Origin of the sequence: Fodinicola feengrottensis (assembly GCF_039530045.1) — a bacterium.
GTDB lineage: Bacteria > Actinomycetota > Actinomycetes > Mycobacteriales > HKI-0501 > Fodinicola > Fodinicola feengrottensis.
In genome coordinates this window covers 115880-135381 of sequence record NZ_BAAANY010000014.1, presented here as the reverse complement: position 1 = coordinate 135381, position 19502 = coordinate 115880, and the positions used below count along the sequence as shown (strand labels likewise).

Here is a 19502-nt window from a genome sequence, read left to right as displayed (position 1 = left end):
TGGTGCTGCGGTCGGGTTGACCATCTCAGGCCGGCTTCCGAACCCGCCCGTTTTACCTTGGATTGCCGTTACCGGGACGCTGACAAAGGTCTCATTACCGGGACTTTTAACACCTAGGAGCCGAGTTCCTGCTGCCTACGCCACCGGATGCCGGCCTCGATGAACTCGTCGATCTCACCGTCCAGCACCGCCTGCGGGTTGCCCACCTCGTACTCGGTCCGCAGGTCCTTGACCATCTGGTACGGGTGCAGGACGTACGACCGCATCTGGTTGCCCCAGCTGGAGCCACCGGACTTGAGGGCGTCCATCTTGGCCTGCTCCTCCTGCCGGCGCCGCTCCAGCAGCTTGGCTTGCAGGACCGCCATCGCGCTGGCCTTGTTCTGCAGCTGGGACCGCTCGTTCTGGCAGGACACGACGAGACCGGTCGGCAGGTGGGTCAGTCGTACGGCCGAGTCGGTCGTGTTGACGCCCTGCCCGCCCGGACCCGAGGACCGGTAGACGTCGACACGCAGGTCATCGTCCGGGATCTCGATGTGGTCGGCCTGCTCGACCTTGGGCAGCACCTCGACCCCGACGAAGCTGGTCTGCCGGCGGTGCTGGTTGTCGAAGGGCGACAGCCGCACCAGCCGGTGGGTGCCCTGCTCGACGGACAACGTCCCGTACGCATAAGGGATGTGGACAGCGAAGGTCGCGGACTTGATGCCGGCCTCTTCGGCGTACGACGTGTCGTAGACCTCGGTGCCGTATTTGTGCCTCTCCGCCCACCGCAAATACATCCGGAGCAACATCTCGGCGAAGTCGGCCGCGTCCACCCCACCAGCCTCGGCGCGGATCGTCACGACAGCTTCCCGCGAGTCGTATTCACCGGAGAGCAACGTACGGACTTCCAGCTCATCGATCAGCTTGAACAGCTGCTGCGACTCGACAACCACCTCGGCCCGAGTGTCCGCGTCGTCCTCGGCGTCAGCCAGCTCAAGGAGCACGAAGGCGTCATCCACCCGCTGGCGCAATCCGTCCAGCCGCCCCAGCTCGCTCTGCACGAAGGACAGCCGGGAAGTCACATCCTGCGCCTTCTCCTGGTCATCCCAGAGGTCCGGCGCGGACGCCTGCTCCTGCAGACCCGCCAGCTCCTGCCGCATCGACTCCGGTTTGAGCACCGACTCGATCGTGCGGAGCGTGGAACTCAATGCCTCCAGCTGGGCGCGTACATCTTCTTCAGCCACAATCGTAGAGTGTATGGCGCCAGTGCTGTGTTTCTGGCGCCAGTGCCTGGCGCGGCGCACGACGGCCGCGCCGCCGGGGCGGACCCAAGACCGGGCCATCCCACCGTCTCGGGCGCCTGAGGCCTTCGGCCTCTGCGCGGTGGGGTCGGGTTGCCGCATGGCGGCAGCGTCGCCGAGGCGAGTACGCCGTGGGTCCAGGGGCTCGGCGTCGGTTGGAGAATTGTTAGTGGTGGCCGGGAAAACAGGCGTACGACTTCAGTCGGTGGGGGCGGTGTCCAGCCATTTGAGGACGGCACGGTGGTAGGTGACCGCGAATTCGAAGGTGGCCACTGAGAACTTGTCGCCGCCATGCTTGGCGTCTTTCAGGCTCTCGCGGGCCGCTTCCAGCGCCTCGGTGTGCTCTTTTTTCTTCTCCTGGAACACACCCGCGAGCTGCCCGCCAGCATGCAGGCCACCAAACGCGACCCGCAGCATCAGCGGGTTGCGCAGCTGGTCATGGCCGGCCGGCTCACCGAGCCAGCGGGAGAATGCCCGCTTCCCGGACGCGGTGACCGTGTACGGCTGTGCCGACCGGGCGCCGGCCTTACCGGCCCGTACGAAACCCTTTTCCGCGAGGCTGGGGAGTTCCCTGTACACCTGGGAACGAGTGGTAGTCCAGAATGGACCGAGCCGACCGGTCGCCTCCGCGACCAACTGGCCCCCGGTTTTCGGTCCGTCGTGCAGCAGTCCGAGCAATGCCGCCGCGGTCGCGTTCAAGACTGATTCCGCCATAGCAGATCACGCTGCCACTTATCGACGCCGGGGTCCAGGGAAATCGGGAATCCAATGTGGACTTTCTCGCCGTACCGATCACCGTTGGTAGTTTTCGCTCGTCGCCGACCCTCCACATTGGAGGATCGCCGGACAATCAGCTCCATTGTCCGATGTAGACAGTCGACGGACCGGTCAGCTATCGGCCGTACTAGCACGCTTGAAGCGGCAATCCGTGACATTTGGCCCCGGGTGCGGAGATATTCCGCCGTTTGACCCACTGTTCTAGTACAGTGGGCAGGGTGGATTTACCGTTCGCCATCGCTGAGCCGACCGCCGCCGGGATCGTCGCCGGGATCGAGCTGGCGGTCGCCAAGGGCCGGCTGCTGCCCGGTGCCACGGTGCCTTCGGTGCGGGCGCTGGCCACCGCGGTGCACCTCAGCCCGGCGACCGTCGCCGCGGCGTACAAGGTGCTCCGCAACCGCGGGGTGCTGACCAGCAGCGCCGGCAGCCGGACCAGGGTCAGTCCGCGGCCGCCGCTGACCGGCCGGTCGCTGACGCCATTGCCAGCCGGCGTGCGGGATGTCGCGAGCGGCAATCCCGACCCGGAATTCCTTCCCTCGCTGCCAGAAGTCGCCGCGCGGCTGCATCGCCGGCACTATCTCTACACCGACGCGACGGTGCTGCCCGAGCTGCTGGAAATGGCCGTCCACGAGCTGCATCCGGTACGGGTGAGCCGCGGCCAGATCTGCCTGGCGGGCGGCGCGATGGACGCGCTGGAGCGGGTGCTTTCGGCGTACCTGAAACCTGGCGACCAGGTGGCGGTCGAGGATCCCGGCTACACCGGCGTGCTGGATTTGTTGCGGGCTATGGGATTCGTGCCGGTCGGCGTGCCGATCGACGACGCCGGCATGAGGCCCGACGAACTCGCCGCCACGCTGGCCCGGCCCATTGCCGCGTGCATCATCACGCCCCGAGCGCAAAACCCGATGGGCTCAGCCATCGACGCGGTCCGCGGCGCGGAACTGACCGCCGTTCTCGCCGAGCATCCGGACCTGCTGGTCGTTGAGGACGACCACGCGAGCGGCGCGGTCGACGCGCCATATGTCAGCGTGCTCGGCGACCGGCCGCGCTGGGCGCTGATTCGGTCGATGAGCAAGTCGCTCGGGCCGGACCTGCGGATCGCGATGATCGGCGCCGATCCGACCACCGCGAGCCGCGTCGAGGGCCGCCAGCAAGTGGGTACGGGGTGGGTCAGCCATCTGATCCAGGAGCTGACCGTGCAGCTGTGGCGGGAAAAGGACACCGCGGATCGGCTCCGCGGGGCGCAACGCGCTTACACGCAGCGCCGAGAGGCTTTCCTCGCTGAGCTGGCGACCCGGGGCGTACCGGCTCGCGGTCGGTCCGGCCTGAATGTGTACGTGCCCGTGCCGGAAGAAGTCCCGGTCGTCCGGCAGCTCTTCGACCGCGGGTGGGCCGTCCAGGCCGGCGAGCCGTACCGGTTGACCAGTGGCCCCTTCATCCGCGTCACCACGGCCGCCCTCGAACCCGCCGACGGCGCCGAGCTCGCTGACCACGTGGCGGCCGCTCTGAACGCCACCGCACCCGCCCGCGTCAGCCGCGCCGGCTAACTCCCTGTAACCGGGCTTTGTCCGCATCGACGCGATGCGTGCGTCTGACGCACGCATCGCGTCTATGCGGATAACCAGGTTTTACGAAGGGTGAGGGTTAGGGCAGCGGGACTTCGCGGTCCATGAAGGCGGCCAGGTCGCGGTCGGCGCCGCTCGGGCTGGCGGCCAGGGCGGCCCGTACCGCATGCTGCGTCTCCAGCGGTTTGTTGCCGCTGAGCTTGAAAATCGCCTCGTGCCGGTCGGCCTCGATCCGGAACGCCCGGACCCCGGACAGTTTCTTTCGGTGCAGTTCGGTCGAGTCCGCCGGATCCCATTCGGGCTGCCGGCCGGCTTCCAGGCCGGCGATGCTCGCGGCCATGATCCGCATCACCTCGTCGGGTTCCCGCACGATCGTCAGCCGCCCGTGCAGGTGGACGGCCGTGTAGTTCCAGGTGGGGATCTGCGGGCCGGGTCCATACGAGGTGGGCGAGATGTACGCGTGCGGGCCGCTGAAGATCGCCAGCACGCGAGTTGTCCGGCGGCATCGCCTTCCAGTGCTTGTTCGCGACGCCCATGTGGCCGACCAGCCTGGTCACGACGACGTCCGCGGCCGGCTCCGGTGCCGTCGGATCGACGACGATTGGCAGGTGCGAAGCCAGCTGTCCGTCCTGGCCGGCGCTGTGCAGAGTGGCGAAAGGATAGTCCCGTACCAGCCGCCGCAGCGGCTCAGGATCGCTGACGGTGTGCTCGGGAGCTACATACATGGAGATAGCGTACTAGTACGGTCGTGAAATCTGTACCAGTATTCTCCGCGATGACTTTTCGGGCGGGCCCCGGTCCACTCTCACTAGCACTCAACAGAGCGGAGGACGTAGATGTTCAAGGTGGCTGTCGGCACGGTCGAGGACTACCTCGGCTTCGATCCAGATCGGGAGAAGGACCTGCGGGCGACCGATGCCCTGATCCGTGCTGCCGCGCCCGATCTGGGGCGCCACTTCGTCGCCGGCACCGCGTCCGGGCGGCCGGGGATGTCGATGACCATGATTGGCTACGGGCAGTTCCACTACACCGTAAAGGCGTCCCCTGAGCCGATCGACTGGCCCATCGTCGGACTGGCGTTGCAGAAGAACTACCTCAGCCTTTACCTGGCGCCGCGCGAGGACGGCACCTTTTCGTCACCCCGTACGCCGGCAAACTGGGTCGCGTACGCCTGGGTGACTCAAGCCTGCGCTACGTCGCCTTCGCAGATCTGGCCGCCGACGAACTCACCCACCTGCTCGCCACTGTCAACGCCGCCGCCCAGGCCGGGGAGAAGTTCCGCTACGGCCGCACCCAACAGTGAGGTTCCACACTTCCCGCCCCAACGGGCCTCATTCTGACCAGGTGCGGCGCGAAATTGTCGTACCGAGCTGACATTTTTGGCCCCCGCCCTTTTAAAGGGCGGGGGGTGGGTACGTGGGTTTGGACGTCACGTAAGCAAAGACGCACTTGTACGCGCGCGTTCAACTCCGCAACCCACTGCACAATCGGATTCCGATTGTCACAACAGCACCCCGCTGACCTGCGCGGACTTCGGCGGGCGTGACAACCGCTAAGGGGCGTAGGGCGACCGAGCCTCGCTGACCGCGGTCCGGCGCAATCCCTGCGAATAGCCGAAGGCCGCCCCGAACGGGACCGGCACCATCCGCGCACAGGCGACCAGGGCTCGGGAGTCGTCGACCGTCACGGCGAATGACGTGCTGCCCAGCCCGGCGTCGGCGGCATAGCGGTCGACGGCGGCCTGCGCGCCGCCGACGGCCAGTGGAAGCGCGTCGCCGGCCCGGTCGGAGCCGTAGAAACCGGCCGCGTCCAACGCGTTCGCCGCGACGACGGCCGCGCCATCGCAGTCCGACTGTAGGTCGCGCTGGGCGAGGAACGCGGCCGAAGCCGCCACCGTGCCGGCCACCAAAAGCAGGGCCAGCACGAAAAAGAGCAGCACCAGCGGCACCGAGCTGCCCTCGTCCGACCGGCTCACCGCGGCGTACCGCGGAACTGGTCAATCCTGACAACGAAAATTCCGGTGACGGTGTTGTTTCCACCATCCACAAAGGACGGTACGGCCGGCAAGCGGAAGATTCGCACCACACAGACGGCAAACTGCGAGCCCGGCGCGAGGGTCGGCGTCACCTCCGGCCCCTGGCAGTCGGCGCCGGCAGCCACAAAACGCAGTTCCGCGCCGTCGGTCGACAGTCCCTGGTCGGCGAGCGCGAGGCCCATCGCATAGTCGGCCCGCCGCCGCGCACTCCCCTCGTCGTCGGCGGTCGCGTAGGCCCGGCCCGCCTGCCGGGCGGCCTCGGTGACCCCGAATGCGTTCCGCTGCAGATCGGACGCGAGCAGCACCACATACATCAACGGCACCAGGATGACGATCCCGAGAAACACGAACTCGACGATCGTCGAACCGTCGTCACTACGTACCGATCTCACGGCGCCTCCTCGACGGCTCGCGCGGACGTACGAAGCGGGAGTACGCGTCCAAGCGGCGCGAAGAAGACCGGCACCGCGCCGTCGCAGTCCACCTCGACCACCGGTACGCCGGCCGGCCCGGCGACCTGCGCGGACCGGCAGCTCACCGCGGCACTCGTGGACGGCCCGACGGACGCACGGATCAGCGCAGTCGCCCGCGGCCCGCCGGCCTCGGCCGGCACATCCGCGTTGGCCGCATAGCGCGCGCCTTCCGCCGCACTCGCCGTGACCACGTTGCGTATGTGCAGGTAGACGGCAACCTGCGCAATGGCCAGGAACAGGAAGATCAGCAGCACCGAGACCAGCGCGAACTCCGCGACCGCGGCGCCGTCGTCGTCCCCGCTATCCGCGGGTGCCGGACACCACATTGCTGATCGCGTCCTGGACGGCTCCGATGATCGCGCCGCGGAAAACCGCGAAAAGGGCCACCACCAGGCCCGCCGTCATCACCGTGACCATCACCCAGCCAGGCACGTCGCCAGCTTCGCCGTCCTGCGACCGCAGGTCGCAGACCCGCACCCGCAGCCAGACCCAAAACGCCACGACCGTCACCACCGTCCGATTAATCCTGAATCACCCAGAGTAAAGGAGCTTTCACCTTCCGAATCGCGTCCGATCAAAGCTGTGGACAACCTCCTCGACCTGGGGATAGCCATGGTGAGAAAAGGTGTCATATCTACTTCAAACGGACTTTAAGATCGGCTACTTATCCACAGGCATCACCGGGTAAGGAGGGTGATCGAGACCAACCCCGGATACAGAGCGAACAGGACGGTGACCGGCAGGATGAGGAAGACGACCGGTACGAGCATGGCGATCTCGCGGCGGCCGCCGGTCGCGAGGAGCGCGCGCTTGCGAGCCTCGCGTACGTCCGCGGCCTGAGCCCGGAGTACGGCCGCGAGCGGCGTCCCTCGCTCCAGCGCCACCAGAATGCCGTCCACGAACCGGGACAGCGCGTCGATGGTCGTCCGCTGCGCGACCGCCTCCAGCGCGGCCGGCAGCGAAGCCCCGGCACGGGCCTCGGCGAGGGCCCGCGACAGTTCGGCACTGAGTTCGCCGCGGCACATCCGGCAGACCCGCTCCAACGCGGGTGCCGGCGCCTCGCCGGCGGTGACGGCCAGCGCGAGCAGGTCCGCGATCACCGGGAACTCCGCCAGAATCAGCTCGGTCCGCCGATGCACCTGAGCGGACAGCCACCAGTCCCGGCCGAGAAATCCGGCCAGCGCAGCACTGAAAGCCACCAACAGGACCGCCACCATCGACACCTCACCGGCAAGTGATCCCAGCAGTACCCCCGAAAACGCTCCGAGCAGAGCACCAGCGCCAGCCCAGAGGACCTGCTCGATCCGGAATTCCTCGACATTCACCGGGACACCGAGCGCGAGCTGTCGGCGGCGTACCGACCGACTTCCGCCGACCAAACGGTCGGCGATGCCCGCCATTTCCACCAAAACCGGCCGCGCCAACCGCCCCAAAGCGCCGAGCGACGGGGTACGGCCCGCGAGCAACCGGGAAGGTTTTGGTGCGTCACGTAAATACGGCGTAAGGCGATCGGCGAGCCGTACCCGACGCAGCAACGGCACACCCGTACCAGCCACCACCAGCCCGACTCCGCCGAAGAAACCGAGCACCATTCCAAGAGTCGTGAAACTCATCGCAGCACCCGCCGCTCCTGCGGCAGCCGACCGATGCGCATCATCAGCCGGTACGCGCCGAAACACAGCCCACCGCCGGCGGCCAGCAGGATCCGGCCGGTGGTCGAGTCGTACGCCGCCAGCGTGCTGCTTTGCGTTGCCAGCATGAGTAAAACCATCCACGGCGCGGCGACCGCCAGCCGCGCGCCGTTGACGGTCCAGGACTGTCTCGTCTCCAATTCCGCTCTTGTTCTCGCGTCCTCCCGCAGAAAAGCCGACAGCGTACGCAAAAGCGTCCCCAGTTCGGTGCCACCGACCTCACGCGCCATTCGCAGCGACTCCAACACCCGATCCCCCACCGGGTCCGCCAGTGCGTCCCGGAGGGTGTCAACCGAGTCGGAAAACCGTCCGGTGGCCCGATAGTCGGCCGCGAACCGGACGAAAGCCGGGCGTAACTGTTCCGGTCCGCGCACGCCCAGGGCGCCGACGGCCTCCGGCAGCGACAGCCCGGCCCGCACCGCGGAGGTGAGGTTGTCGACCACCTCGGGCCACACCTCCCGCAACTCGACCTGCCGGCGATCGCGGAATCTGCGGACTATCGCGGCCGGACCGAAAAAGCCGAAAACTCCGAAGCAGGCGGACACCGACAAGCTCCGGCTGATCAACAACACCACCAAAATCGCGAGTACGGCGACCCCGAGCTGGATCATCAGCAGCTGGCCGCCGGTGACGCCCTCAATGCCGGCTTGACGCAGCATTTCAGTACGCCGGGCGAACCAACCCGCGGCCGGTCGGAACCGGCGCGCCGGCACCCGGGCCACTGACCGCCACACCAGCAGCGCGCCAATGCCTGCCAACAGGCCAAGAAAGGCGCCGAGCAGTCCCATTGTCAGGCGCCCAGCAACGCGGCCAGGTCGTAGCCGGCCCGCGCGTACCGATCGGGATGCGGCGGATATCCGCCGCATCGAGCCAATTTCCCGCCGCCGCTGGCGAAAATCTCGGCGGTTTCCACCACGCTGCCCTCGGCCCGGCCAGTGACGCCGATGATCTCGCGTACCCGCCGCCGCCCGGACCCGTCCGACTCGACGTGGACGACCACGTCGACGCAGGACGCGACGGTGGGTACCACGAAACCGGTCGTCACGTTCTCGCCGGCCAGCAGCGGCAGCGTACACATCTTCGTGACCGCCTCGCGGGCCGAATTGGCGTGAATGCTGGCCATTCCGGGCAGTCCACTGTTCAGCGCGATCAGCAGGTCAAGGCACTCGGCCTGCCGGACCTCGCCAACGATGATCCGGCTCGGCCGCATCCGCAGCGCCTCTTTTACCAGGCGCCGCAACGGTATCTCGCCGAAGCCTTCCAGATTGGGCTGTCTGGTCTGCAAGGCGACCCAGTCGGGCGCGCAGAACCGCAGCTCGAAAACCTCTTCGCAGCTGATGATCCGCTCGCTGGCCGGGACCGCGGCGGCCAAACAGTTCAGCAGGGTGGTTTTTCCGGCCTGCGTACCACCACTGACGATCACGTTGAGGCCGGCGGCGACGGTGGCTTCAAGGAATCTGGCCGCTGGCAGCGAAATCGTGCCCAACCCGCAGAGCTGTTCCAGACTGTTGGCCCGTACGACGAATTTCCTGATGTTGACGGCCCAGTGTTCCCGGGTGATGTCCGGAATGACGACGTGCAGCCGCGATCCGTCGACCAGGGTGGCGTCCACGAACGGGGTGGACAGGTCGATCCGCCGGCCGGTTCCTTTCAGCATCCGCTCGACGAGGTCGCGGACCTGGTCGGCGGACAGGATGGTGTTCGTCAACTCGCTGCGGCCGCGGCGCGCCACGAACACCCGGCCCGGGCCGTTCACCCAGATCTCCTCGATCTCCGGATCTTCGAGAAATCGTTGCAGCGGACCAATTCCGGCCAGCGCGTCAAAGAGACTCCGGGCTGTGGCCGGTGCGTCCATAAGAGGCGGCAGGGTGCCGGTCAGCGAACGGTCGGCGTAGTCGGACAGCGCCTCTTCGATCAACTCGCGGATCGCCAACGGCTGCCGGACGGGGTCCAAGCCGCGGCGGCGGACCAGCTCCCGTACCTCAGATCCGAGGATTCCGGTCGCCGCGTCCACCGCCACGCCCCCGTAGCCGCCCTGTCGTTTTTGTCCGCTTCAGGCTATCTGTCAAGAAGCGGTAAAGACAACAGTCTGTATGCATTCGTCCACTTTGGGTTTCCCCTCACGTCATGCTGGGTAGTCGGCCGAACGTGCCAGGCTCTCCCACTCGGCCAGTTCCGCGCGGGCCCTGTCCAGGCTGGCCGCGATGGTGTCGACGGCTTCGTTGCCGAGCACCAGCCGCAGTGGTGGCCGCTCGGCGTCCAGCGCGGTCAGGATCGCCTTGGCGGCGCGGACCGGGTCACCCGCCTGCGCGCCGCTGGCCTGGGTGAGGGCCGCCCGCACCGGCGCGAGCAGTTCGCGGTAGACCTCGCCGGTGGCGGTGAATTCAAGGACATCTCGTTCGTTGAAGGAGGTCCGAAACGGCCCGGGTTCCACGATCATGACGTGGACGCCAAACGGCCGGACCTCCTCGGCCAGCGCCTCCGACCAGCCTTCGAGCGCGAACTTGGTGCCGGCGTACGCGCTGATCCCACCGAAGGCGTAGCGGCCGACCTGGCTGCTCATCTGCACGATCGCCCCGCGACCGCGGGCCCGCATGGCCGGCAGCACCTGCCGGACGATCTCCGCCGGTCCGAACAGGTGCAGGTTCATCAGGTCACGCAACTCCTGGTCGGCAATCTCCTCGGCCGCACCGACGATGCCCCTGCCCGCGTTGTTCACCAGCACGTCGATGTGTCCGTACACCTTCATTGCCCGCGCGACGGCGGCGGTGATCTGCTCCTTGTCGGTCACGTCCAACTGGACAGCCGTGACCCGATCCGGCGCGGACTCGACGAGGTCCTTCACTGACTCCGGACGCCGGACCGCGGCCACCACGGTGTCACCGGCGGCCAGCGCCTGCACCGCGATCGCGCGGCCAAACCCGGCCGACGCACCGGTCACGAACCACACTCGTACACTCATCAGTCTCTCCTCTTTTGCTGATATGCAGACCCTTTAACCAGCTGCCGTGCCGGCGAGCGCCATTTCCTTGACTTCGCCGTCATTGCCCGTACTGACCGGCCGTTTTCGAACCAACACGGCGACAATTGCCGCGCCGAGGGCGGCGGTGGCCGCGATCGTCCACATGCCGGTGTGCAGCGCGTCGGTGTACGCGTTGGACGCGATCACGCGAAGCTGTGCCGCCGGCTCGCCGCCGGCGGCCAAGGTACCGCTCATGTCGCCCTGCAACAGCCTCGCGGTGACCGCGCTCGCACGATCGGCACCAAGAGAGCCGGTCAGGCGTGCCTGGGTGACACCGGCCAACAACGATCCAAGGACAGCGATCGCGACGGCTTCTCCGCCAAGACGCATCGTGTTGAACACTCCGGCGGCCATTCCGGCGCGTGCCGGCGAGACGGCGGAAACGGCCGCGCCGTCCAGCACTGCCAACGAAACCCCGAAACCAGTGCCGATCAGCAGCAGTGGACCGGCGAGCTCACCGGCGTACGCACCGGCATGGATGGTCAGCGTCGACCAGGCCGCACCGACCGCGGTCAACACCATCGTGGCGACCAGCAGTACGCGCTGCGAGACCCGGTGCGCGATGGCGCCTACCACCACCGGTACGACCAGCGTCGGACCGGTCAGCAGCACCAGCAGCAGGCCGGCCGTTTGCGCATCGATGCCGTCCACCGCCATGAAATACGCCGGCAGGGCCAACAATGGCGCGACGAAGCCAAAAGCGAGCAGGATGGGGATCACACAGATCGCCAGGAATCGCGGCTCAGCGAAAAGCGAGACGTCGATCATGGGATGAGTTCCCCGACGCTCGACGATGACGAACGCGGCCATCAATGCCGCGGCGGCCACCAGCGCGCAGATCACCAGCGGGTGCCGCCACCCCAGCGACGGCCCCTCGATTACTCCGAACACGAATGCCGACAAGGACAAGGTCAGGGTGATCGCACCCGGCAAGTCAAGGCCGGCCCGATGCCGCTCCCGCGAGGCCGGCAACAACGGCGTCACCAGCAGGACCGGCACCAAAATCACAGCCGCGACCAGGAAGAAGGCCCGCCAGCTGCCCAGCGCGGTGACCAGCACGCCGGCGATCAGCGGGCCAAAGGCCAGGCCGAGACCGATCGCGGTGCCAAACAGCGCGAACGCTCTGGACCGACCCCGTCCGGCGTACGCGTGAGCCAGCAATGCGCTGCCACCGGTGACCACCGCCGCCGCGCCGATGCCGGCGATCACCCGCGCCAGGATCAACACGCCAATCACCGGTGCGTAGGCGGCGACCAGCATGGCCGCGCAGAACACCGCGATACCGGTGGCGAACATCAGCCGCCGTCCGGCCAGGTCGGCCAACGACCCGCTGATGGCCATGAAACTCGCGAACGTCAGGAAAAACGCGTTCACCACCCACTGCGCGGAGGCGAGGCTGGTGTGCAGGCTTGCGCTGATGTCCGGCAGCGCGATCGAGGCACCGGTCGCGGTCACCGGCACCAGCACGATCGCCGCGCACACCACTGCCAGCGTGGCAGCCGGCCGCCCGCCGCTCGAACCGAAAGACTCTTCCATCACATTGACCTCTGATGTCTATTCGAACTCTGATACTCACCAGAGATGGAAACAGACAGAGACGGCTCTCGTCAAGCGCACAACTCTCATAGCTGTCAGAAGTCTGATAGTTTTGTCCCAGCGGCGGATGGCTGACGTGAGCGAGGGACGCATGGGTGTCGAGGAACGCATCATCGAGGGCTTGGAGGAGCGCCTCGGCACCTTCCTGAAGCGTTCGGAGCAGGCGCTGATGGCAGAGAAAAGCCGCGTACTGAAGCCGTTCGGGCTCTCGGTGCCGCAGTACGCCGCGCTGTTCGCACTGTCCCAGGCGCAGCTGTCCGGAGCGCAGCTGGCCCGGATCTGCTACGTCACTCCGCAGAGCATGAACTCGTTGCTGTCCACCCTGGAAGCCAAGAACCTGATCGAACGCAGTCCGTCAGATCTGCATGCCCAGGTGCTCGTCACCAAGCTCACCAGGGCCGGCCACGCCGTGTTCCGCAAAGCCAACGAGGCCGCACTGGCAGTGGAGCGCGGGCTGTCCGCCGCTTTCACCGCCGACGAGGAAAAAACGCTCCGCGACCTCCTTCAACGAGCCATCGCCACCCTCTCGGCCCACTGAGACCAGGAGCTCAGTCCTTAACCAATCGAATCCATTAGGCGCTGGGCGAAAGCCTCAGGTGCGGTCAGATATCCGTGGTGGTAGCTCGGAAAGTCGACTGCCTCAACGCCCAGTTTCGCGGCCAGCGCGGCCTGGATCTCGTCCTGCATCGTGTCCTTACGCGGCTCGCCGACCCCGACCACCACCGGCACTCCGCTCGTACGCAGCTTCTCCAGGTCCGGCTCGTACTCCTGGATGGTCGGCGGCATTTCATGTCCGACGAAGAAACCGAAGTTGCTGGCCAATCGGCCGCCCAGCTCTGGACCTCCCGGCAGCCCCGCCTCGGAACCACCTTCGTATTCGGTCATCTTCGTCACCGCGGCCATCACCCCGCCGCTGACGTACGCGGCGTGAATGTCGGCGAAACGCAGCCGGAGCGGCTCCGGGTCGGGCAATGCGGCCACCAGCGGCGCCTCATGGGCGACCAACGCGCGTACCCGCTCGGGATGACGAATGGCAAGGTCGATGCCGATCACCGCGCCCAGGCTGTTGCCGAAGACGTACGCCGGCTCGTCGCCGAAGGTTTCCAGCAGCCGCAAGGCATCCGTGCTCTGCTCGGCCATCACCAGATCGGCCGGTGGACCGTCCAGCGGGCTGCGCGAGTTGCCTCGACGGTCGTACGTGACGACCGTGAACCGGTCCGCCAGAATGGCGGCTATCGGCCCGAAATAGCCGGCGTCACCACCGCCGCCGGGGATCATCAACAACACCGGCCCGCTGCCTCGTACTTCGTAGTAAAGCGTGGCACCGTCAACTGTCAGGTTCATTGTTTGCTCCTCTGGATAGAAAAAGCCGCTCGGACCAACCATCCGAGCGGCTTTGCTGAATCTATTCCGAGACTAGCGCCTCAACCGGCTGGCGCTGCTTCACGATCTCGACCTTCGCCGGCGAAGCGTTCGGCGTCGCCGGCGGAGTGTCGCCGCCACGCAGCGGGATCTCCTTGACGAACCAGGCCACCGCGAAGGCCACGGCGGTGATTGGCACGGCCCACCAGAACACCGTCTGCAGGGCGTCCACGACGGCCGAACTGTACGCGGTGTGGACCGCGACCGGCAGGTGCGACACGACGCTCGGGCTCATCCGCGCGCCGCCGGAGGTCATTTTCTCCGCCGCCGCCGAGCCGAGACTGCTGGTCAACGAGGCGGTCAACCGCGAGCTGAAGATCGCACCGAAGAGCGACACACCGATCGATCCGCCGATCTGCCGGAAGAACGTGGCCGCCGACGAGGCGACGCCCATGTCCCGTACGGACACGCTGTTCTGGGTGATCAGCATGGTGGTCTGCATCAGGAAACCCATCCCGAGGCCCAGCGGGATCATCAGCAGGCTGGAGACGGTGTGCGTGGTGCTGACGGTCAGCTGCGCCAACGCAATCATGCCGAGCGTCATCAGCGCGCCGCCGATGATCGGGAAGGCTCGGTAGCGGCCGGTACGGGTGGTGATCTGGCCGACGATCAGGCCGACTACCACCGACGAGAGCATCAGCGGGATCAGCGCGAGACCGCTCGCGGTGGCGCTGTCGCCCTGCACCAGCTGCTGGTATTGCGGCAGGAAGGTGGTGGCGCCGAACATCGCGAATCCGACCAGGAAGCCCAGCACCGACGCGACCGCGAAGTTGCGGTTGCGGAACAGGCTCATCGGCATGATCGGCTCGACCGCCCGCCGCTCCACGAAAACGAACCCGACCAGCGAGACGACGGCGAGAATCCCCAGCCCGACGATCTGCCAGGAGTCCCACGCGTACTCGGTGCCGCCCCACGTGGTCAGCAGCACCAGCGCGGTGATGCCGACGCTCAGCACGGCCACCCCGAGATAGTCGATGCTCGCCTTGATCGTGGACTTGGGCAGTTTGAGGGTGAGTACGACGACGATCAGAGCGACGATCCCGACCGGGATGTTGACGTAGAAGACCCAGCGCCAGTCCAGGTTGTCGGTGATGAACCCGCCCAGCAGCGGACCACCGATCATCGCCAGCGGCATCACCGCGGCCATCAGGCCCTGATATTTGCCGCGCTCCCGCGGCGACACCATCGCGCCCATAATCGACATCGCGCCGACCATAAGTCCGCCGCCACCCAGGCCTTGGAAGGCGCGGAAGGCGATCAGCTCGGTCATGCTCTGCGCTGCGCCGGACAGCACCGAACCGGCTAAGAAGAGCACGATTGAGGCGATGAACATCGCTTTGCGGCTGTAGAGGTCGCCGAGCTTGCCCCAGATCGGCGTCGCCACCGTCGAGGCCAGCACGTACGCGGTGACCACCCAGGACAGGTGGCTGAGCCCGCCGAGGTCGCCAACGATCCGCGGCAGCGCGGTGTTGACGATCATGTTGTCGAGCAGCGCCAGCAGCATGGCCAGCATGACGCCGGTGAGAATGACGTACATCCGCCCCTTGGACGGGGTCGCCACCTCGGCCGGGGGCGCCACGTGGGCGCCACCGCGACGCTGAGGCGCCGAGTGTGTGGTGTTGGCTGTCATCAGATATCTCCAGTACGCGAAGTTTACTTGTCGGCCGGCTAGCTGCCTTACTAGCCGTACGGTAAGCTCTCTACTAGCCGGTCGTCAAGTAAGTAAGCGAAGGTGAGTTCCGTGACAGACGACACGCCGACAGCGCCCGAGGGCCGCCAGTCCGGCACCCGCCAGCGAATCCAGCAGGTCGCGCTGGAGTTGTTCGCCGAATACGGGTACGACAAGACCTCCCTGCGGGAGATCGCCGAGCGCCTGGGCGTCACCAAAGCCGCGCTCTACTACCACTTCAAGAGCAAGGAAGCGATCATCGCCGCCGTCTTCGAGGAGATCCTCGAGGAGATGGACGGGTTCATCGCCTGGACCAAAACCCAGCCGCGTACGTCCACCGCCCGCCAGCAGATCGCCCAGCGCTACGTCGAGTCCAGCAAGGGCGCATCCAGCGTCATGCGACTGTTCCAGGAGAACGGCCCGGCGATGCGCGAGCTCAAGGTCGGCGAGCAGATGCGCGACCGGCTGATCGACCTGGTCAACACCCTGACCCCCGAACACGCCTCAGTCCCCGACAAGCTCCGCATCCGGATCGCTCTCTTCGCCGTCCAACTGAGCCGTTTCAGCATGCAGGATGTGCCAGTGGAGGAACTAGACGCGGCCATCGTCGAGGTCGTCTTCGAACTCCTGGACCGCGTCTCCTGGGAGTAACCCCGCTCGCCTCGATTCCCCTCCATCCCCTCCTCCGCCGCCGGTAACGAAACAGCTTAGTTTTGTCCCGATTTGTGAACTGTTTCGTTACATTCGCTGGCGGTTGAGTGCGCAGGAGCCACTTGAGTCACAGGAGTAACCGGGCGGTCCGGCGTACGGGACGCTAATCCCAAGATGTGGACCAGAATCCGGTCAGGCACATTCCGCTGTTCTTATTGGGACTGGTGGGATCAACTTTCACCGCCAGTAACCGGATTCCGCGAATAACGCCGCCACCTATGTCCGATTGTAACGTTGTCGCCCATCCGTGCCCAGAATGGGCAACAACGTCACAATCGGACATACCCCCACTCAGTACCCGGCCACCCACAGTCAAAACCGCACCCACACAGGTCTTGAACCCGCAAACGTGATGCTGGTTCGTTCTCCCCGTCGGCGGGGAGAACGAATCCTTGCCCAACTCCGTACCCAAGCCGCACCCCGCCCGTCAGACCCCCGTTCTTCCTTGAGGCTCCGCCCGAAGGGCACCCCACCAGCTGCACAATCGGAATCCGATTGTGCAGCTCTACATAGGGTGCGGCGCGAAACTGTCGTACCCACCCCGAAAAATCACCCCCACCCAAGAACGGGTGGGGGGCGGGTTCGAGGACCAATGTTCAACTAAAAACTAAGGTCCACCTCTCAACCCACCCCCCGCCCGTTCAAAGGGAGGGGGAAAGAAAAACAGACACGTACGACAGTTTCGCGCCGCACCCTATGGAGAGATCGGCATCCGATCGCGCACCACGGGCTCGGACCGCTCGCGCAGAGAACGCGCCCCCACCTGCCATCTCGAAGCGCGGCCCGGCAGACTTTCCGGCATGACCGATGCGACCGCTGAGCAGGACCCTTATCTCTGGCTGGAGGAGTTGACCGCCGACGCGCCGCTGGGTTGGGTGCGCGAGCGCAACGCCGAGGCCGTCGCCGCGCTGGCCGAAAGCGCCCATTTCGGGGCGCTGAACGCGGAGATCCGGGAGGTGCTGGACGCGAAGGACCGCATCCCGTACGTGATGCGCCGCGGCGACTACCTCTACAACTTCTGGCAGGACGAGACCAACCCGCGCGGCCTCTGGCGACGCACCACGCTGGCCGAATACCGCAAGGCCGAGCCCGAGTGGGATGTCCTGCTCGACATCGACGCGCTGGGCGCGGCCGAGTCGCAGAAGTGGGTGTGGCAGGGCGCCGACGTGCTCCGGCCGGACTACCGGCACTGCCTGGTCAACCTGTCCCGCGGCGGCGCGGACGCGACGGTCGTGCGGGAGTACGACCTGCAGACCCGGACCTTCGTGGACGGCGGCTTCGAGCTGCCGGAGGCGAAGAGCGACATCGGGTGGATCGACATCGACCGGGTGTATGTCGGCACCGATTTCGGCACCGGTTCGCTGACCGCGTCCGGATATCCGCGGATCGTCAAGGAATGGCGACGCGGGACGCCGCTGTCCGCGGCGGTGACGGTTTACGAGGGAAAACCGGACGACATCGCGGTCGGCGCCAGCCACGATCCGACCGAGGGTTTTGAGCGCGATTTCGTCACTCGGGCCACCGATTTCTATTCCAGCGAGAAATACCTGCGATCCGGGGAAAATCTGGTACGCATCGAGGTGCCCGACGACGCCGAGATCGGTGCGCAGTGGGAATGGTTGACGATCGAGCTGCGGACCGACTGGACCGTCGGCGATCAGACTTATCCAGCCGGTGCACTACTGGTGACCAATTTCGACGACTTCCTTGCCGGCCAGCGCGACCTGGCCGTGCTCTTCGAGCCATCGCCGAACACGTCACTGAATCACTACACCTGGACCCGAAATCACCTGCTGCTCAACACTCTGGAAGACGTGAAGACCCGAATAGAGGTGTTGACGCCATCAGCGGCCGGCTGGCAGCGCGAGCCGCTCGCCGGCGTCGCCGCCACCGGCAGCGTACAGATCATCGACACCAGCCCGGACGATGACGACGAGTTCATGGTGAATTCGAGCGGTTTCACCGAGCCGTCGACACTGCTTTACGGCCATGTCGGGGAAGAGCTGGAGGGAATCAAACAGGCGCCGGCATTCTTCGACGCTGCGGACATGGTCGTACGCCAGCATTTCGGCACCTCGGCGGATGGCACCAAAATCCCGTATTTCGTGGTGGGCCCAGAAAACCCGAGCGGACCGGTCTTGTTGAACGGCTACGGCGGTTTCGAGATCTCCCTGACTCCCACCTACAGCGGCATCATCGGCCGTGGTTGGCTGGCCCGCGGCGGCACGTACGTGGTGGCCAACATACGCGGCGGCGGTGAGTACGGGCCAGACTGGCACCTGTCCGCGATCCGCGAGAACCGGCACCGGGTTTATGAGGATTTCGTTGCGGTGGCTAAAGATCTCGTCGACCGCGGGATCGCCGAACCGGCCCGGCTGGGCATTCACGGCGGCAGCAATGGTGGCCTGTTGATGGGCGTGATGCTGACCCAGTATCCGGAGCTTTTCGGTGGCATCGTGTGCGCGGTGCCGCTGCTGGACATGAAGCGTTATCACCTGTTGCTCGCCGGCGCGTCCTGGATGGCCGAGTACGGCGACCCGGATGACCCGCAGGACTGGGAATTCATCCGTAAGTACTCGCCCTACCAGCACATCGAACCGGGCCGCCCCTACCCACCGGCGCTCTTCCTCAGCTCCACCCGCGACGACCGCGTGCACCCTGGGCACGCCCGGAAAATGGTCGCCCGACTGCGAGAACTCGGCTACGACCTGTCGTATTACGAGAACATCGAAGGCGGCCACGGCGCCGCCGCCGACAATGAACAACTCGCCTTCCGGTGGGCGCTCACCTTCCAGTTTCTGTTCGATCGACTGGCCAGCGACGATGTCTGAGCTGACACTGCCGATTTCGGTCAAGGGGGTGGTGATCAACGATGGGCGCGTCCTGCTGCTGAGGAACCACCGCAACGAATGGGAGCTGCCGGGAGGTCGCCTGGAGCTGGGCGAGACCCCGGCGGAATGCCTGGCCCGCGAGATCGTCGAGGAAACCCTGTGGAGGGTGAGCGTCCACGACATCATCAGTTCCTGGATCCATCACATCCCCCAGGTGGACAAGCACGTCTTCATCGTCGCGTACGGCTGCATTCCGCACAGTGACACCGTTCCGATGATCTCGGCCGAGCACACCGATTTCGGCCTGTTCAAAAGGAACGAATTCTGGCATGTGAACATGCCGGAGCCGTATAAGGACGCCATCTCACGGTGGTACAGCAAGAACTACTGGGGCGGCTCCGAGGAGTGACCAGCCTGGTTCATGTCGCAA

General features: G+C 66.2%; 19 protein-coding genes and 2 pseudogenes. 6 read left to right on the top strand and 15 right to left on the bottom strand.

Annotated features, from left to right (window positions below):
- Nucleotides 1–113 precede the first annotated feature (113 nt).
- Both prfB and ABD301_RS20065 read right to left on the bottom strand, forming a co-directional pair.
- Complete coding sequence (gene prfB, locus ABD301_RS20070) at nt 114–1223, bottom strand: peptide chain release factor 2 (RefSeq protein ID WP_344311771.1); 1110 nt, start codon at nt 1221–1223, stop codon at nt 114–116.
- 255 nt (nt 1224–1478) lie between these two features.
- Entirely contained in the window at nt 1479–1994 is a 516-nt protein-coding gene (locus tag ABD301_RS20065) for a PadR family transcriptional regulator (protein WP_163570412.1), read from the bottom strand.
- A 281-nt stretch (nt 1995–2275) separates the two neighbouring features.
- On the opposite strand from ABD301_RS20065, the gene ABD301_RS20060 reads away from it, so the two are divergent.
- The gene (locus tag ABD301_RS20060) at nt 2276–3604 is read left to right on the top strand and encodes an aminotransferase class I/II-fold pyridoxal phosphate-dependent enzyme (RefSeq protein WP_163570410.1); all 1329 of its coding nucleotides are present in this window, start codon (nt 2276–2278) and stop codon (nt 3602–3604) included.
- Between the two features lie 97 nt (nt 3605–3701).
- Here the strand turns inward: ABD301_RS20060 and ABD301_RS20055 are convergent.
- Nucleotides 3702–4115, bottom strand: a pseudogene (locus ABD301_RS20055) (FMN-binding negative transcriptional regulator); the annotation flags it as partial.
- Nucleotides 4116–4140: 25 nt separating this feature from the next.
- A pseudogene (locus ABD301_RS42475) lies at nt 4141–4347 on the bottom strand (FMN-binding negative transcriptional regulator); the annotation flags it as partial.
- A 111-nt stretch (nt 4348–4458) separates the two neighbouring features.
- Between ABD301_RS42475 and ABD301_RS20050 the strand changes: the two are divergent.
- Entirely contained in the window at nt 4459–4962 is a 504-nt protein-coding gene (locus ABD301_RS20050) for a DUF1801 domain-containing protein (protein WP_163570407.1), read from the top strand.
- Nucleotides 4963–5174: 212 nt separating this feature from the next.
- Here the strand turns inward: ABD301_RS20050 and ABD301_RS20045 are convergent, their stop codons facing one another.
- From ABD301_RS20045 to ABD301_RS20005, 9 genes are all read right to left on the bottom strand, one after another.
- Nucleotides 5175–5597, bottom strand: a complete 423-nt coding sequence (locus ABD301_RS20045) for a pilus assembly protein TadG-related protein (protein ID WP_344311770.1) — start codon at nt 5595–5597, stop codon at nt 5175–5177.
- Complete coding sequence (locus tag ABD301_RS20040; RefSeq protein ID WP_344311769.1) at nt 5594–6049, bottom strand: hypothetical protein; 456 nt, start codon at nt 6047–6049, stop codon at nt 5594–5596. The genes ABD301_RS20045 and ABD301_RS20040 overlap by 4 nt, the downstream gene beginning before the upstream one ends.
- A complete protein-coding gene (locus ABD301_RS20035) occupies nt 6046–6456 on the bottom strand; it encodes a TadE/TadG family type IV pilus assembly protein (RefSeq protein WP_344311768.1) in 411 nt (136 codons plus the stop codon). Before ABD301_RS20035 ends, ABD301_RS20040 begins: the two co-directional genes overlap by 4 nt.
- On the bottom strand, nt 6431–6631 hold the full coding sequence (locus tag ABD301_RS20030; protein WP_279581618.1) for a hypothetical protein: 201 nt from the start codon (nt 6629–6631) through the stop codon (nt 6431–6433). The genes ABD301_RS20035 and ABD301_RS20030 overlap by 26 nt, the downstream gene beginning before the upstream one ends.
- A 176-nt stretch (nt 6632–6807) precedes the next feature.
- Nucleotides 6808–7743 carry a type II secretion system F family protein gene (locus ABD301_RS20025; protein ID WP_163570402.1) on the bottom strand — a complete coding sequence of 312 codons (936 nt, stop codon included), beginning with the start codon at nt 7741–7743 and terminating at the stop codon, nt 6808–6810.
- The gene (locus ABD301_RS20020) at nt 7740–8609 is read right to left on the bottom strand and encodes a type II secretion system F family protein (protein WP_344311767.1); all 870 of its coding nucleotides are present in this window, start codon (nt 8607–8609) and stop codon (nt 7740–7742) included. Before ABD301_RS20020 ends, ABD301_RS20025 begins: the two co-directional genes overlap by 4 nt.
- 2 nt (nt 8610–8611) lie before the next feature.
- On the bottom strand, nt 8612–9835 hold the full coding sequence (locus tag ABD301_RS20015) for a TadA family conjugal transfer-associated ATPase (protein WP_344311766.1): 1224 nt from the start codon (nt 9833–9835) through the stop codon (nt 8612–8614).
- Between the two features lie 111 nt (nt 9836–9946).
- Nucleotides 9947–10783 carry an oxidoreductase gene (locus ABD301_RS20010; protein ID WP_163570400.1) on the bottom strand — a complete coding sequence of 279 codons (837 nt, stop codon included), beginning with the start codon at nt 10781–10783 and terminating at the stop codon, nt 9947–9949.
- Between the two features lie 33 nt (nt 10784–10816).
- Nucleotides 10817–12379, bottom strand: coding sequence for an MFS transporter (locus tag ABD301_RS20005; protein WP_344311764.1), 1563 nt, complete (start codon nt 12377–12379; stop codon nt 10817–10819).
- Nucleotides 12380–12515: 136 nt separating this feature from the next.
- On the opposite strand from ABD301_RS20005, the gene ABD301_RS20000 reads away from it, so the two are divergent.
- Complete coding sequence (locus ABD301_RS20000; protein WP_344311763.1) at nt 12516–12977, top strand: MarR family winged helix-turn-helix transcriptional regulator; 462 nt, start codon at nt 12516–12518, stop codon at nt 12975–12977.
- Between the two features lie 17 nt (nt 12978–12994).
- On the opposite strand, the gene ABD301_RS19995 is transcribed toward ABD301_RS20000, so the two are convergent.
- Entirely contained in the window at nt 12995–13783 is a 789-nt protein-coding gene (locus tag ABD301_RS19995; RefSeq protein WP_279581614.1) for an alpha/beta fold hydrolase, read from the bottom strand.
- Nucleotides 13784–13844: 61 nt separating this feature from the next.
- Nucleotides 13845–15491: an MDR family MFS transporter gene (locus ABD301_RS19990; protein ID WP_344311761.1), complete on the bottom strand. Its 1647-nt coding sequence runs from the start codon at nt 15489–15491 to the stop codon at nt 13845–13847.
- Between the two features lie 111 nt (nt 15492–15602).
- Here ABD301_RS19990 and ABD301_RS19985 point away from each other — a divergent pair, with 111 nt between their 5' ends.
- The 3 genes from ABD301_RS19985 to ABD301_RS19975 all read left to right on the top strand — a co-directional run bounded on the left by ABD301_RS19985 (nt 15603) and on the right by ABD301_RS19975 (nt 19481).
- The gene (locus tag ABD301_RS19985; protein ID WP_163570394.1) at nt 15603–16181 is read left to right on the top strand and encodes a TetR/AcrR family transcriptional regulator; all 579 of its coding nucleotides are present in this window, start codon (nt 15603–15605) and stop codon (nt 16179–16181) included.
- Nucleotides 16182–17041: 860 nt separating this feature from the next.
- Nucleotides 17042–19072, top strand: coding sequence for a prolyl oligopeptidase family serine peptidase (locus ABD301_RS19980; protein WP_344311760.1), 2031 nt, complete (start codon nt 17042–17044; stop codon nt 19070–19072).
- On the top strand, nt 19065–19481 hold the full coding sequence (locus tag ABD301_RS19975) for an NUDIX hydrolase (RefSeq protein ID WP_344311759.1): 417 nt from the start codon (nt 19065–19067) through the stop codon (nt 19479–19481). The genes ABD301_RS19980 and ABD301_RS19975 overlap by 8 nt, the downstream gene beginning before the upstream one ends.
- The last annotated feature ends 21 nt before the right edge of the window (nt 19482–19502 follow it).